General features: G+C 37.9%; 11 protein-coding genes. 10 read left to right on the top strand and 1 reads right to left on the bottom strand.

Annotation, left to right across the window (positions count from 1 at the left end; translation table 11 throughout):
* The first annotated feature begins 39 nt into the window (after positions 1-39).
* Both BM361_RS09670 and BM361_RS09675 read left to right on the top strand, forming a co-directional pair.
* Positions 40-3,279 carry a SusC/RagA family TonB-linked outer membrane protein gene (locus BM361_RS09670; RefSeq protein ID WP_083425914.1) on the top strand — a complete coding sequence of 1,080 codons (3,240 nt, stop codon included), beginning with the start codon at positions 40-42 and terminating at the stop codon, positions 3,277-3,279.
* Positions 3,280-3,291: 12 nt separating this feature from the next.
* Complete coding sequence (locus BM361_RS09675; RefSeq protein WP_074978514.1) at positions 3,292-4,797, top strand: RagB/SusD family nutrient uptake outer membrane protein; 1,506 nt, start codon at positions 3,292-3,294, stop codon at positions 4,795-4,797.
* 113 nt (positions 4,798-4,910) lie between these two features.
* On the opposite strand, the gene BM361_RS09680 is transcribed toward BM361_RS09675, so the two are convergent.
* The gene (locus BM361_RS09680) at positions 4,911-5,636 is read right to left on the bottom strand and encodes a FadR/GntR family transcriptional regulator (protein WP_038262648.1); all 726 of its coding nucleotides are present in this window, start codon (positions 5,634-5,636) and stop codon (positions 4,911-4,913) included.
* Positions 5,637-5,811: 175 nt separating this feature from the next.
* On the opposite strand from BM361_RS09680, the gene BM361_RS09685 reads away from it, so the two are divergent.
* From BM361_RS09685 to BM361_RS09720, 8 genes are read left to right on the top strand one after another with little or no spacing between them, the layout of a single operon-like run.
* On the top strand, positions 5,812-6,984 hold the full coding sequence (locus BM361_RS09685; RefSeq protein ID WP_074978516.1) for a n-acyl-d-glucosamine 2-epimerase: 1,173 nt from the start codon (positions 5,812-5,814) through the stop codon (positions 6,982-6,984).
* Between the two features lie 7 nt (positions 6,985-6,991).
* Positions 6,992-8,596: a sialidase family protein gene (locus BM361_RS09690; RefSeq protein WP_074978517.1), complete on the top strand. Its 1,605-nt coding sequence runs from the start codon at positions 6,992-6,994 to the stop codon at positions 8,594-8,596.
* A 6-nt stretch (positions 8,597-8,602) separates the two neighbouring features.
* Positions 8,603-9,364: a creatininase family protein gene (locus tag BM361_RS09695; RefSeq protein ID WP_074978518.1), complete on the top strand. Its 762-nt coding sequence runs from the start codon at positions 8,603-8,605 to the stop codon at positions 9,362-9,364.
* A gap of 1 nt (position 9,365) precedes the next feature.
* Entirely contained in the window at positions 9,366-11,411 is a 2,046-nt protein-coding gene (locus BM361_RS09700; RefSeq protein WP_074978520.1) for a family 20 glycosylhydrolase, read from the top strand.
* Positions 11,401-11,754 carry a CidA/LrgA family protein gene (locus BM361_RS09705; RefSeq protein ID WP_038262659.1) on the top strand — a complete coding sequence of 118 codons (354 nt, stop codon included), beginning with the start codon at positions 11,401-11,403 and terminating at the stop codon, positions 11,752-11,754. Before BM361_RS09700 ends, BM361_RS09705 begins: the two co-directional genes overlap by 11 nt.
* Complete coding sequence (locus BM361_RS09710; RefSeq protein ID WP_074978521.1) at positions 11,747-12,439, top strand: LrgB family protein; 693 nt, start codon at positions 11,747-11,749, stop codon at positions 12,437-12,439. Before BM361_RS09705 ends, BM361_RS09710 begins: the two co-directional genes overlap by 8 nt.
* A gap of 24 nt (positions 12,440-12,463) precedes the next feature.
* Positions 12,464-15,070, top strand: coding sequence for a sodium:solute symporter family protein (locus tag BM361_RS09715; protein ID WP_254785793.1), 2,607 nt, complete (start codon positions 12,464-12,466; stop codon positions 15,068-15,070).
* Positions 15,063-16,571, top strand: coding sequence for a sialate O-acetylesterase (locus tag BM361_RS09720; protein ID WP_074978523.1), 1,509 nt, complete (start codon positions 15,063-15,065; stop codon positions 16,569-16,571). The genes BM361_RS09715 and BM361_RS09720 overlap by 8 nt, the downstream gene beginning before the upstream one ends.
* Positions 16,572-16,583: the final 12 nt, after the last annotated feature.

A 16,583-nucleotide genomic window follows, 5' to 3' on the forward strand; every position in this document is an offset into this window, starting at 1 on the left:
CTAACCATCATTAATTATTTATTAACCAAACAATTTTTTATGAATTATTTTTTGAGACAAATTAAGGTAAAGATTCTGTCCTTAGAAAAAGTCTTTCGGACTAAGGGGCGCGGGATTTTCTGTTTCGCAATGTTGTTGGTGACAGGAATTTATGCACAACAAAAAGAATTGAAAGGATCTGTAGTAGATGAGAATGGTACGCCGCTTCCTGGAGCAACCATCCTTATTAAGGGAACGACGAATGGAACTCAAACAGATTTTGACGGAAATTTTATTATTCAGGCAAGCCAGGATGACATTTTAGTCATAAGCTATGTGGGGTACACCACACAATCAATTAAAGTAGGAGTTAAAACCGAATTTAACGTAACCCTGGCGGCAGACACCTCTACTTTAGACGAAGTGGTGGTTACAGGGTATTCTACCCAAAAAAGGAATACCATGGCAACCTCGGTTTCTAAATTAGATACCCAGGTGTTAGAAAGTGCGTCAGTTTCTAACGCAGCTACCGCATTACAAGGTACGGTTGCTGGATTAAGGGTAACACAGACCACGGGTCAGCCAGGTGCAACTCCTGCCATTCAGTTGAGAGGAGGTACCGCTTTTGGAGGCGGGGGTAATCCGTTGATTTTAATCGATGGAGTACCGGGCTCATTTTTCGCTCTTAACGCTGATGATATTGAGTCTATCGAAGTATTAAAAGATGCTGCTTCAACTGCTATTTATGGTGCTAGAGCTGCAAACGGAGTAATCCTGGTTACAACCAAGAAGGGTAAAGAAGGTAGATCGAGTATTACTTATAGACATAAATACTCAATTAATAAACTGAGAACAGGTTTCGATTATTTGAGTGCTAAAGATTATATTACTTACAACAGACAGGCTATTTTAAATTACCAGCGAATTTATCCTGGGGGTTTTCAGCAGTTTTTAGATGGAGCCCAGGGAATGGGGATCGGTAATAATACTACAGATTCACCGTTCACAACTCAAATTTTAACGGATAGTAACAGGTATCTTTTAAATTATCCGGGGTGGCAAACAGTAGCCGATCCGGTAGATCCTACACGTACTTTATTGTTTCAGGCTAATGATATGTCTGAGTTGTTTTTCCAGGATAGTTCTATAAGCGACCATACCCTTTCATTTGATGGAGGAAACGATAAAGGAACTTATTATTTGAGTTTAGGATATTTGGATAATGAAGGACTTGTTTTTGGTTCCGGATTCGAAAGGTATTCAGGTACTTTTAATGGCTCATATAAGGTATTGGATAATGTTAAGGTATCTTCAAACGTTCTTTATGCACATTCTAAATATAATGGCACATACCTTAACAATGATAATTGGGTATTTCAGAGAGCGGCAGGACAGCCACCTACATCAAGAATTTATAATAATAATCCTGATGGTAGTTTAAGCAATGAATATAATCCGGGAACTAATGTTAGTTTCGGAAACCCATTATATTATAAGGATAAGTTCATTAGAGAAAATTTAGAGCAACGCTTAACGGCTTCAGTTAACCTGGATTGGGATATATATGAAGATTTAAGGTTTACCTTGAGAGGAAGTCATTTTACGATAAATAATTCAAACGAATCATTCAATAAGGCCTATCTTAATGCAGGTTCTCTGAATACGGTGAGAGAAGCTTCAGCCAGTCATAGTCGTACCATGAGAAATCAACTAACGGCAATGTTCAACTATAAAAAGACCTTTGGCGAAAATCATAATGTAGACGCGATTCTGGGTGCTGAATATTTTAAAGAAAATTTCTTTAATTTTAATGCAAGGAACCGTTTATCTCCCACCGATTTAATTGTCACGATGAATGCCGGAGCCGAGGCGGCGGGTGTTCCTTCTTCTTATAAAACCTATTATTCAATTGTATCAACCTTCGGTCAGGTAAATTATGACTACGATAACCGATTACTTCTCGGGTTGACCTTCAGACGAGATGGTGCTTCCAGATTAGGGAATGATAAATACGGTTTCTTCCCGGGTGCATCCTTAGGATGGAATTTACATAATGAGCCCTTCCTTAAAGATTCCAAAATAGGTGAAGTGGTGAGTACCTTAAAACCAAGAGTAAGTTATGGGGTGAATGGTAATGTAGATAATTTTGGAAACTTCTCAGTTTTCGGAACTTATAGTGATACCGGAACTTATAACGGGCAGACCGGATATGCAAATACATCACTGCCACTTCTGGACTTGAGATGGGAGCGTTCTACAACCCTTAATATGGGATTCGATTTAGGGTTTTTCAATAATCGAATCAGTCTATTGGCAGATTATTACATAAAAGATGTAAAGGATAAGTTAGCCGGATTAACCCTGCCGCTATGGACTGGCTTTAGCAGTATAACTACAAACAACGGTACCTTGAGGAATAAAGGTTTAGAGCTTGAACTTAATGCCAGAGTGTTAGATGGTCAGGATCTAAAGTGGAACCTGGGTGCAACCTTTTTTACACAAAAGAGTTTTGCTCATAAGTTACCTGAGAATGATAATGAGAAGAACAGACAAGGCGGAACACAGATCTGGGATCCGAACAAAGGAGAGCTTGTATGGGTTGGTGGTCTTCAGGAAGGCGAGCGCGTAGGATACGATGTAGTTGTTGGGTATGTACAAGAATATGTATATGCCAATCAGGAAGAGGTTGATGAGCATGCCACCAGGGAAGATGCATTCCTGCGAAACCCTACACAGCGTTATCCCGGCGATGTGGCCTGGAAGGATGTCAATGGTGATAATGTAATTAATTCATACGATAGAGAGGTATTGGGAAGAACAACACCTGATTTTATTGGAGGATTTACTTCAGACCTGTCTTATAAGAATTTTAACTTATTCGTAAAGACAGATTTTGCAACCGGTCATATCATTCAGAATGACTTACGTGTTAGAGGAATGTCGCAGGTACAGGGTAACCAGAATTCACCAGTGGAAGTTTTAAACTCATGGACTCCGGAAAATACACAAACCAACGTACCTAGATATGATTTTACGGATCCCCAGGCTAATCATAAAAGAGGCTCAAGCAGGTATTGGGAAAAAGGAGATTACTTCGCTCTTCGTGAAGTAACTTTAAGCTACAACGTTCCAACTACAGTTTTTGACAATTTTATTAAAAACTTAAGACTGTATGCAACCGGATCCAATTTGGCCTATATCAGTGGTTATTCCGGAGCAGCACCTGAAAGTGGAGGTTTTGACACCGGTAGATTTCCATTACCAAGAACTTTTACCTTGGGATTAAACGTAACATTTTAAAAATAATTAACCATGAAAAAGTATATATTCATAATAACGGCTGTAATGCTTTTCACTTCTTGTGAAAAAGAAATTGAATTAGAGCCAATAAGTGATCTTACCTACAATGGATTTTGGGATACTGAAGAAGCCGCTAGAGCTGCACAATCAGGAATTTATTCAACGTTCAGAGGAGGGGCTTCTACTTTTTGGGTAATGGGAGAAGTTCGTAGCGACTTTTATGGGGGGCGAACTTTTGAGTCACCCAGTAATTTAAATTTGATCAATCAGATTATAAATACCACCCAGGTACCTTTTGCTAATTGGGCTGGGTTTTATAGTCATATTCACAGGATAAATGATTTTCTGTATAATATTGAGAATGTTCCATTCGCCAGTGAAATCGATAAAAGACATTTGAAAGGTCAGGTATACGGTATTCGGGCTTTTTATTACTACACCATGTTGAAAACATGGGGAGGTGTACCTATTACTACAGAACCATTACTTTCTGTTAATCCCGATGAGTTAAGCAAGCCAAGAGCTTCTCAGGAAGAGTTAATGGCTCAGATTAAAGCAGATATTCAAAGTTCTTTAGATGCATTTGGTTCTGATAATTCCTTCTGGCAGGGAAGTAATGTCTATTGGTCTAAAGCAGCCACCTTAGCATTGAAAGGTGATGTATACATTTGGTCTGGAACCCTTCTTAATGGAGGAAGTACGGATTACACTGAAGCAAAAAATGCACTCCAACAAATTGGGAGTATGGGCTTTGCTCTTGAATCTGGCTTTGAAGATATGTTCAGTGTAGCTAATGAAGCTAACGACGAATTTATCTTTGCTATCGATTACCAGCAGGATCAGGCTGGGAATTTTTACACTGGCTTGTTTACCGGACGTTCCACCGAAATTAATCAAACCTGGGATGATCGCGGGAATTCATATGCTGATTTTGTAGCCAATGGAGGGAACCGTTATGGACCTTCAGAAAAGTTATTGCTGGCCTTAGATGATACTTTGGATACGCGTAGAGACGCCACTTTTACAAGACTTTACTCAAATGATGCAGGAAATTATTATCCATATCAGTTGGTAGACGAATACAGTGCCTCTATTTTATCTAAATTTTTAGGAGAGGTAGTAGCAGGAGTTCGAATTTCAACGAATAATGTTCCTGTATACAGATATGCTGATGTTTTGTTGTTGCTGGCCGAGGCTAAAAACCGCCTGGGTGAAGATCCATCTGCAGAAATTAATGCCGTAAGACAACGTGCATATGGTGAAAATTACGATGCATTAACTCACGCTTACGTTAATGGTTCTCAAGATGATAATACAAAAGCCATCCTCGATGAGCGATTAAAAGAGTTTGTGGGAGAAGGAAAGAGATGGTGGGACCTAAGAAGGGCCGGTGGTAGTTATATTTTTGATGAGGTAGAAACTTTGCCGGCTTCAGAAGCTTATAAACTTTTACTGCCGATAACACCTGATATGATCGGAAGAAACCCTGCTTTAGAACAAACCCCTGGATATGAATAACATGCGAAGTTTATTTACACAGAGTTAGTTTAGTTTTTTATTAATTTGGTTGAGAAGGAGGCTGATATTTTATCAGTCTCCTTTTTTATTGGAAATATTTAAGCTTTTATTAGTTACATATGCTTATCGTGAAACACCCTGTCAAAATGAGGTTCAAGGTGACGTCGCATAGCATTTCTGAAAGTCTCAGGAGTACCAACTTTTAAATTGTCTAGCAACATACGATGCGTAACAAATTGTCCGGAAGAATATTCATAACGCCCGTTATTCATAAACTCATCTTGCTGGTATAGGTATTCAAAAACAGGTAGTAATAGATCCTGAAATCGTTGTAAAGTGGTGTTTTTTGATATTTGATAAAGTTTGGCATGAAATGCTATTTCTTTATCAAGTGAAAAAACAGTCTTGTCATAACTGGTTGCTTCCTCTTCTTCAACAATACGCTCTAACTCTTCAAGATCTTCTTCCGTTTTATATTGAAAAAGAAAATCAGCCATGCCCATTTCTAAAATTAACCGAAGTTCAAAAAGACTTTTTAAGGTCTTATTTCCAAGTAAATTCGGATCCAGGATTCTTTCAAAATTATTGATGATATCAGGTTCTTTGAAAGTCATTCCCTTGTGTTTCTTGGATTCAATAAATCCCAGGGTTCGTAAGCGAAGTAAGGCTTCTCTAACCACAGTGCGACTAACGCCTAATGATGCTGCCAGATCAAGTTCCTTCGTAATGGGGTCTCCAGGTTTAAGGTTATTCTCCTTAAAGTACTGCATCAAACGAAGCTCAACTTTGTCAACAAGAGAAAGGGTGTCAATGGGCTGTATTTTATCTGATTTTTTCATGATTCAAACCTTATCACATTAAAATTGTACTGTTTTGTTTAGGGAAACATAGCAAAAATAGTATTGTTACTATAAGTACAATAAGATTCACTAAACTTTTATGTATTTAACAAATTTAATGCTTGATTATTAAAAGAATATATTATTTTTGTTTTATGTCATACATAATAAAGATATGAAATATTCTGAACATTATAAAAATACACTTTTAAATGACGTAATACCTTTTTGGGAACGACATTCTGTCGATCATAAATTTGGAGGTTATTTTACCTGTCTTGATCAGAATGGAAAGGTTTACGATACCGATAAATTTATTTGGTTGCAAGGTCGGCAGGCCTGGATGTTTTCTATGTTATTCAATAATGTGGAAGCTAAAGAAGATTGGTTGAAAGTAGCTGAATCTGGTGTTTCTTTTCTTAAAGAGAAAGCAATGGATACAGATGGGAACTTCTATTTTGCAACTACCCAGGACGGTAGACCACTAGTGCAACCCTACAATATTTTTTCGGATTGTTTTGCAGCCATGGCTTTTGCTCAGTATGCCAAAGCTTCAAAAGATGAAGGCTATAAAGAGTTAGCCAGAAACACGTATCTTAATATTTTAAAAAAGAAAGATGATCCGAAAGGAAAGTACGAAAAAAGGACAGGTGTAAGGCCCCTTAAAGGGTTTTCCTTACCCATGATTTTATCTAATTTAGTGTTGGAGTTGGAAGATGTGTTAAGTCAAAAAGAGGTGGAGGAGACCATTGATTTTAGTGTAAATGAAGTCATGAATGTATTCCTCCAAAAGGATTCCGGCCTGATTCATGAAAACGTAAATCCAGATGGTTCTTTTTCTGATAATTTTGAGGGAAGATTGCTTAACCCCGGACATGGAATTGAAGCCATGTGGTTCATGATTGATATCGGAAGTAGAAATGGTGATACTCAATTAATTAATAAAGCAGTACAAACCATTATAACCATATTGGAGTATAGTTGGGATAAAGTGTTTGGTGGAATTTATTACTTTATGGATGTAAAAGGAAACCCGCCACAACAACTGGAATGGGATCAGAAATTATGGTGGGTCCATTTGGAAACTTTAGTGGCACTGGCAAAAGCATATGAGCATACAGGAGACCAAAGAGTTTTAGATTGGTATGAAAAGGTACATAACTATGCCTGGTCCCATTTTGCGGATCCCGATAATGGTGAGTGGTTTGGTTATCTTAATAGAGCAGGAAAACCATTACTAACCCTTAAAGGAGGGAAATGGAAAGGATGTTTCCACGTTCCCAGGGCTATGTTTCAATGCTGGAAAACTTTCGAAAAAATAGAACAATCAACTAACTTTAAATTCTAATTAAATAATGAAGTTTACATATATTTTATTAACGGCAGTATTAATTGCCTTTACCTCTTGTGATAGCAATCAAAAATCAAAGGAAATAGCGGAAGCGGTAAAGCCCTCAGAAGTAAGTCAATTTGTTTTACCGGTCTTGGTTAATAAAGAGAAAAACAAAATATTCAAATTCAGTTTAACTGTTGACGAACAAAAAATAACGGATGAACTAGCTCCGGTTAAATCGATATTGGTAAACTTTGAAGGAACAACAGACTTAAAGAATATTGGTGAAGCTTCTGTCTATCATGCTAATACGGAGAGTTTTAAAGAAGCTACTTTACTTTCTTCAGTATCTGAAATATCTAAAGAAGTTAGTTTTCAGGGAGTCTTAGATCTGGAACCGGGAAATAATTATTTCTGGTTGTCTGTGAAATTAAATGGAACTCCCGAACTAAGTAATAAAATTAAAGCTATTCCGGAAACCATGGTATTTAACAATGGTGGTGTTCTTAATCTTTTAAATGAACCTGCTCCAGCCCAGCGTTTGGGAGTAGCGATAAGAAATAAATTCGATGATGATGTTGATACGTATAGGATTCCAGGGTTAGCTACTACTAAAGACGGAACATTGATAGCTGTATATGATATTAGATATAACAGTGCCGTCGATCTTCAGGAAGATGTGGATGTGGGAATGAGCAGAAGCACCGACGGCGGACAAACATGGGAACCGATGAAGGTGATTATGGATATGGGAGAATATGGTGGTTTGCCCCAAGATGAAAACGGAATTGGAGATCCTGCGGTATTGGTGGATGAAAATACAGGCACTATATGGGTTGCGGCCTTATGGTTGCATGGAAATAAAGATAAAAGAGCCTGGTGGGCATCGGATCAGGGAATGACTCCGGAAGAAACCGGCCAGTTTATGTTAGTAAAAAGTGAAGATGACGGGCTAACCTGGTCAGAACCTATAAACATAACACAACAAATTAAAAACCCTGATTGGAAACTGTTCTTTAATGGTCCTGGAATGGGAATTACCATGAAAGATGGAACATTGGTTTTCCCTGCCCAATTTAAAGATAAAGAGGCCATTCCTCATTCTACGATTATTTACAGTAAAGATAGGGGTGAAACCTGGAAAGTGGGTACAGGCGCAAAATCTGAGACTACAGAAGCCCAGGTGGTTCAGCTTACCGATGGAAGTTTGATGTTGAATATGAGAGATGATAGAAACAGAGCGAATAGAAAAGATCCTCAGAACGGACGCTCTGTGGCAATTACAACCGATTTAGGTGCTACCTGGACCGAACATAGCACCTCGCGAAAAGCGTTGATAGAACCTAATTGTATGGCCAGCATTATTACTACAGAAGTGAAGGATAAAGGACATGTTTTATTCTTTTCAAATCCTGATTCAAAAACGAAGAGAGACCATATCACAATAAAAACAAGTTTTGATGATGGTATGACATGGCCGGAAGAATATCAGATTGAATTGTATGAAGAATCAAATTATGGTTATTCATGCCTAACCAAAATTGATGAAGACTATTTAGGAATCTTGTATGAGGGCAGCGGAGATTTATATTTTCAAAAAATAGCCATAGAAGAACTTATAAAATAAACGAAAATGAGACCTTTTGTATTAGCCGAAACGAATTGGAAACAAGTAAAAGACCAGAATTTTGAAGTTGCCATTTTACCATGGGGAGCTACAGAGGCACATAACTATCATTTGCCTTATGGAACCGATAATATGTTGGCGGAATCTGTAACAATAGAAGCAGCTTCAAAAGCCTGGAATCAGGGAGCAAAACCTATAGTGCTCCCAGTAGTTCCTTTCGGAGTCAATACAGGACAGCTCGATGTTTCCCTTTGCATTAATATGAATCCTAGCACTCAATATGCAGTTTTAAGAGATATCGTACAGGTGTTGCATTTGCAAAAGATTCAAAAACTTGTCATCGTTAATGCTCATGGAGGTAATAATTTTAAACAAATGATTCGGGAATTAAGTGTTGAATTTCCCGATGTTTTTGTATGTGCATTAAACTGGTGGCATGCGGGCAATGCGAAGGCTTATTTTGATGACCCGGGTGATCATGCAGGAGAACTGGAAACCGCAATGATATTGCATTTATTTCCTGAGTTAGTATTGCCCCTTGAAGAAGCGGGTAAGGGTGAAGCAAAACAATTTACCATTAAGGCCCTGAGAGAAGGTTGGGTAACTACGCAACGCAAATGGACTTCCGTAACCAAAGATACCGGGGTAGGGAACCCTGAAAAAGCGACTGCAGCAAAAGGAGCTGCTTATTTTAAGGCAACGAGTGATGCTATCGCTGAATTTCTTATAGACCTAAATGATACAGCCCTAAATAACCTTTACAAATAATATGAAAAAACTATTTCTCACTTTATTTGCCTCCCTTCTTACTTTTAGTCTTTCAACAGAACTAAAAGGACAAAACATAAATTTTGAAACAAACTACTCGGCAGAAGAACTTCATGCAGCTCCGGTTAAATTAATACCATACCCTCAAGAAGTTGTCTGGGGACTGGAGATGGTTAATTTTTTGAGCTTCAAAGTAACTTCAGAAAACACATTAAACAAAAATATTACTTCTGAGCTTGAACGCATCTGCAGTGAGTATGGTATTGAAAATTCTAAACATTCTAAAGTAACAATCAAATTTATTTCAGATGAGGAGGTACCCCTGGAAGGTTATGAATTAAACGTAGAAAAAAATAAAATAACCATTAAAACATCTGGCGATGCAGGTGCATTTTATGCATTGCAAACCTTGCGTCAGCTTATTTCCAATGATAAAGGAAAATCGAGAATTCAGCTTTGTAACATTAAAGATCAACCCGCATTTCCCATCAGGGGTTATATGGTTGATGTTGGGAGAAACTTCCAAAGTATAGAATTGCTTAAAACACAGCTTGATGTGATGGCAAATTATAAACTCAATACCTTTCACTGGCACTTAACAGACCGACCTGCCTGGAGAATTGAAAGTAAAGCTTATCCCGAATTAACCGGAGCCGAAAATCATCGCCCTACCAGAGACCCTGGAGCATTTTATACCTATGAGGAAATCAGAGCGCTAATTTTATATGCAAAAGATAAGCACATACAGGTAATACCGGAAATTGATATGCCAGGGCATAGCGATTCTTTTGTTACAGCTACGGGTCACAAAATGGAATCTCCTGAAGGCATGAAAATTCTCGAAAAGGTGTTGAATGAGTTTTTTGATGAAGTTCCTAAAGAACTTTGCCCTGTTATTCATATCGGTTCAGATGAGGTGAGAATAGAGAATCCTGAAGTGTTTATCACCAAAATGGTAGCGATCTGTGAGGCTAATGAGCGTGAAGTGATCATCTGGAATCCCGGACTTCCGGCCAATGATAATGTAATAAGACAAACCTGGAAGCCAGATCACATAGAAGAAAAGACCTATAAAGAAATAGATTCATGGAATAACTACATTAATAATGGAGACCCATTTGTTCACATATCAAAACTATTTTTCAAACCTATAGGAAAAGGTTCAACGAATAAGGTACAAGGGGGAATTTTATGTATGTGGCATGATGTTAATCTTGATAAAGAGGATGATTTTATTAGATTTAATCCGCTGTATCCATCAATGTTAACCTATGCATGGAAAACATGGACCCATGATGTCAAAACGGCTTCTAAAGAATACTTAACCAAAATACCCCTTTCAGGAACCTCAGAACATACCTATTTTCAAGCTTTTGAAAAATATCTTATACAACACAAAGAAAAATATTTTGCAAATAAACCTTTTCAATATGTGGAGCAATCTCAAAACCAATGGAAATTGATGAAGTTTGCGGATTCCCTTGCAATAGAAATGACTATGAATTCCATTCGTGAAAAATTTGATCAAAAGGATCGTTATAAACTAGCTAATGGTAATACCATTTATGTTAAAGATAGATTTAAGCTTGGAGGTTATTATCCCGATGCTCAACCCGGAGAAACCTGTTTTGCATTATCCTACATCTACGCAGAAGGAGAGAAAGAAATCTCGGTTTGGGTAGGTTTTGAAACTCCTTTTAGAGCCAATAGAGTTTATGGAGGTATGCCCGATCAGGGGGCATGGGATGCTCATGGAGGGGATGTATGGATTAATGGAGAAAACCTTCCGGCTCCTGAGTGGAAGAACCCTGGTTGGAAACCGTCCAAAACATCAGGATGGGGGAATGCAGACGATCAGGAAATTACCTGGAAAGACGAAGAGTTGTATTGGACAAGGGAACCTGTTATGGTTCCTTTAAAGAAAGGCTGGAATGAAATTCTGATAAAGGTTCCGGGAACTAATGCATATCAGAACTGGATGTTCACCTTTGCGCCGTTAGAAGAAAATATCGTAGTAAATCCATTTAAAGCGATTAATGGAAAATAAAAACAAGTTAATATCTGTAATCCTGATCATTTTATTTCTCCTATTAGGAGAATTGGTTAAAATGGTATTCAACCTACCGATTCCCGGCAGTATTATAGGTATGGTGTTAATCTTTATGGTTTTAAAATTAAAATGGATCAGATTAGAACAGGTAAAACCTACCTCAGATTTTTTACTTAAATATTTGTCGTTGTTCTATGTTCCATATGGGGTTGGTTTAGTTACACAATACAAGTTTTTAAATGGGAAATTAACAGAAATTATCATTGCATTAGTCCTTAGCACTTTTCTCGCTATGTACATTACTATGAAACTTTTTAAAGTATTTGAAAAGAATGAGTAACTATGTTGAGCTTCCAATAGTAGGAATTTTTATTACACTCATGGGTTTTTATGCATCCAGGCAGTTGATTAAAAAGTATTCCTTTTTGTCCTCAGGATTAGTACTATGGACCGTGCTTTTCATCTTGGGTACGCTTTATGTTCTTGACATCAATTTTGATGCTTATTGGAATGGAGGCTCCTGGGTGAGTATGCTGTTGGGGCCGTCGGTTATTGCATTGGGAGTTTCATTATATGAACATTCGAATAAATTGTGGAAACAATTAAAACCGTTTCTGATAAGCGTAGTCACCGGTGGAATTATAGGGATTGTTTCTGTAGTTCTGTTGTTGTTGCAATTTAAAGTCCAACCGGAAATCATTAAGTCCATTGCACCCAAATCAATAACAAGTCCAATTGCCATAGAGGTCGCTCAATCCATAAAGGGGATTCCAGAGGTCACTGCTGGAATTGTAATTTTCACGGGTATTTTAGGCAGTGTTTTTGGTCCGGTTTTTTTGAAAATCATTGGAAACAAAAATAATAGCGCAATGGGAGTCGCTTTAGGGACAACTGCACATGGCATTGGTACAGCCAAAGCATATGAATTAAGTAATGTTTCAGGAGTATATGGCGGACTCGCAATGTGTGTTAACGGAGTGATATCAGCTGTAATGATCCCATATATTGTTGAATTGATGATGTAAATATTCATGTTAAAAAGTATGAAAATGAAAAATAGTATATGTCTTCTAATCTGTATATTATCCATATCCTTCACCTTTGGTCAGGGAGCCAAAAAATTACAGGTAGAAGAACTTCAGGGTTTTTCTAAACTGAAAACGAAGCATTCCTCTTTGGGATATGCAGGAATGCTAGGTGGAGTGTATAATGATATTTACATCGCAGCAGGAGGCGCTAATTTTCCCGATGGAATGCCATGGGAAGGTGGTGATAAAAAATGGTACGATCATATTTATTATTATAAAGACCAACAGTGGAATTTATCTAAAGTAAAACTACCTGTGCCATTGGCTTATGCAGGTTGCGTATCTACCGAAAAAGGTGTTGTATGCATTGGAGGAGATAATAGCAAAGGAATTGTAAGTCAGGTACTTCTTTTAAAATACAATAATGTTCTGGAAGAAATTACCGTTGAAGAAATTCAACAATTACCAGAGCCACTAGCCTATGCGACAGCTGTACATGCGGAGGGATATATATACCTTATTGGAGGTAAGAACCCCTCAGGTAGTACCAATATTTTTTATAGAATTGATGATAGGCTGGAGGGAGAGTGGGAAAAATTAAAAGATTTTCCAGGACCTCCACGTGCCGTCCATTCAGCTGTAGTTCAGGAAAGTTCTTTTTCAAAAAAAATATATGTAATTGGCGGTAGAAATGAACGCAAGGGTAAAAAGTCTAAAGGGTTGTCCAGCTTCCTTAGCTACGATTTAAAAGATGAGGTCTGGAAGGAGGAAGGAGATGTAGCTATAGATGGAGATAAAAAAGTATTGATGGGGGCTGCAGCAGAAGCCAAAGGATCTATGCATGTATTGGTTTATGGTGGCTCCGATGAAAGGCTCTTCGATCAATTAGAACGGCTGTATCTGGATGAAATCGCAGCCGACCAGGATACTGTCAAATTAGATTTAAGCAACCGGAGGAAGGAAATCTTAAGAAATCATCCGGGGTTCCAAAAAGAAATTCTGGCCTTCAATACCATAACAGGCAAATGGTTTATATACGATAGCCTGCAGGTTCAAATCCCCGTAACTGCCTTGAGTTTTAAAATGAACGATGATTTTATGATCGTTTCAGGGGAAGTTGCGCCCGGGGTACGGACACCTAAAGTTTATAAATTTGGCGATCAGACGGATATCAACAGGTTTGGCTGGTTAAATTATACCGTGCTGGCATTATACTTAATGATTTCCCTGGTTATTGGCTTTTACTTTTCTAATAAACAAAAGTCTACTGACGATTATTTTGTTGGTGGTGGTAGAATTCCATGGTGGGCTTCGGGCTTAAGTGTGTTTGGTACCTTACTAAGCGCCATAACCTTTATGGCAATACCAGCAAAAGCTTTTATAACGGACTGGTCCTATTTTTTCTTAAATATGGCTGCCATAGCAATAACACCGCTTATAGCATTCCTGTTCATCCCTTATTTCAATCGATTAAAAATAGCTACGGCATACGAATTTTTAGAAGATCGATTTAATTATCTGGCAAGAGCATTTGGAAGTTTGTCTTTTATCCTTTTTCAGCTTGGGAGGATTGGAATTGTCTTACTATTGCCTTCTCTGGCCATTTCAATTGTGACAGGTATTTCGGTTGAGGTAAGTATTTTAATAATGGGAATTATCTGTATTGTCTACACCACATTCGGAGGTATAGAAGCTGTAATATGGACCGATGTGCTGCAAGTGATCGTACTTCTTGGAGGTAGTGTGGTGGCAGTAATATGGATTTTGCAACACACCGATATACCCGTTTCGGAAATGATTTCTTATGCGGAGAGCAAGCGCAAGTTTAATCCGGCGAATATGGATTTTAATTTTACTGACACTACCTTTTGGGTTGTATTCATTGGAGGGTTAGCATCGGCCATGGTTACCCAGGGAACAGACCAAACCATTGTACAACGTTATTTAACCAGTTCGGACGTAAAAGATTCACAAAAGACCTTATATACCAATGCTGTATTAACACTTCCTGCAACGATTATTTTCTTTAGCATCGGAACCTTGTTATTTATATTTTACACAGAAATGCCTGAAAAACTGTCTCCTGTAATATCCAACAATGATTCCATATTTCCGTGGTATATTGTCAATGAACTTCCTGTAGGGATATCCGGATTGTTAATTGCCGGTATTTTTTCCGCTGCCATGTCAAGTATCAGTAGTAGCCTGAACTCCGTTTCAACAGCTTTTTGTAATGACTTTTACAAGCGTTATAACCCTGCTAAAGGCGATATGAAATTGCTGAAGGTCGCTCGGTTGGTTACTGTAATTACCGGGGTGATCGGAGTGGTCTTAGCATTGTGGATGGCTAATTCAGGTATTAAATCTTTATGGGATCAGTTTTATACTTTCCTCGGACTATTTACCGGAGGATTGGGAGGAATGTTCCTGTTGGGAATGCTTACCAAAAAAGCCAATGCCACCGGAACCTTAATTGGCTTGGCACTTAGCGCTATCCTCATATGGTACATAAGTGTATATACTGAAATTAACTTTTTAATGTATTCCTTGTTAGGAGTAGTTTCATGTTTTGTGCTTGGCTATATTTTTAGTTTAATCTTTAAAGACAATTCCACCAATAATGAATAAAAGACTCATAGTACTCTACATTGTAGTGTTAGGTAGCGTTGAGCTGTATAGTCAGCTTTCACTGAATAGAATTTTTACAGATTACATGGTTTTACAAAGAAATGAACCCGTAACGATATGGGGTGAAGGAAAACCCGGATCAGAGGTTGAAGTGGTCTTCGCAAAAACGATGGTGAAAACTCAAGTAGCTGCTGATGCTACCTGGAGTCTAAAGCTGCCTGCCCAACATACAAACCTTACAGGGCAGCAATTAAGAGTGTATTCGGGAAATGAAGAAATCTTGCTTGAGAATATTTTAGTAGGTGATGTATGGTTGTGTCTGGGACAATCTAATATGGAATGGCCATTAAGCCAGGAGAATCATTTTAAACAAGAACAAAAAAAAGTCAAGCAACCCTTGTTGCGATTTTACAACCCGAACTTTACTGGTAAAAGCGTATATGGAGTTCATTATAGTGATTCACTTCTTAACAGATTAAGCCAAGATCAATTTTATCATAGAACGGAATGGGAGCAGAGTAATTTGAAATCCGCCGCTAAAATGAGTGCGGTGGGATATTATTTTGGTAGTAAGATCATTAAAGAACAAAAGATACCAATAGGCTTAATTAATTTGGCGATTGGAGGTGCTCCAATTGAAACATTTATAGACAAAAATGCTTTGTTGAAGTCCGATCAATTTTCTGCTAAGGTTGAAGGAAATTGGTTGAATAATGAAGCCTTGCCAAAATGGATAAGAGAAAGGGGAGATCAAAATGTGGGCAAAATTGAAGTGATATATAAGGACTCATTAGGGCCGAACCACGCATATAAACCCGGATTTGCTTTTGATTCGGGCATTAAATCATTAACCAAATTTCCAATTAAGGGAATACTTTGGTATCAGGGAGAAAGCAATGCTCAGGAACCTGAAAGGGTAGAAGAATATAAAGACTTGCAAAGACTGATGTTGTCTGATTTTAGAATGCATTGGAATTCACCGGATTTGCCTTTTTATTATGTTCAGTTATCTTCCATAGATACCTTACACTATAAAGGTCAGTTATGGCCTGAATTCAGAAATGAACAAAGAAAGTTCTTTCGGGAGACTTCAAACACAGGTATGGCCGTTTGTTCTGATATTGGATCGAAGAATGATGTTCATCCTCGCGATAAGAAGAATGTCGGGGAAAGATTGGCAAAGTGGGTACTGAAGGACGTGTATAAGATGAATATAATTCCATCAGGTCCGATGGTAAAAAGTGTAAAATATAAATCCGGGGCATTGCATCTGTATTTTGATTATGTTGGAGAGGGTCTAACAGCATACGGGAACGAATTAACTGGTTTTAGTATTGATAGCCAATCATCGGTAGATGCAAAGATTAAAGGAAATAAGGTTGTGATTGAAGTTAAGGAGAAGCCAACCTATGTTTATTATGGATGGCAACCTTTTAGTAAAGGAAATTTATTTAATGAAGAAGGTCTCCCAGCTTCGACTTTTCGATTGAAAGTTGAATAAATACAGATAAAA

The sequence above is a fragment of the Zhouia amylolytica genome (genome assembly GCF_900116365.1).
Classification (GTDB): Bacteria; Bacteroidota; Bacteroidia; order Flavobacteriales; family Flavobacteriaceae; genus Zhouia; species Zhouia amylolytica.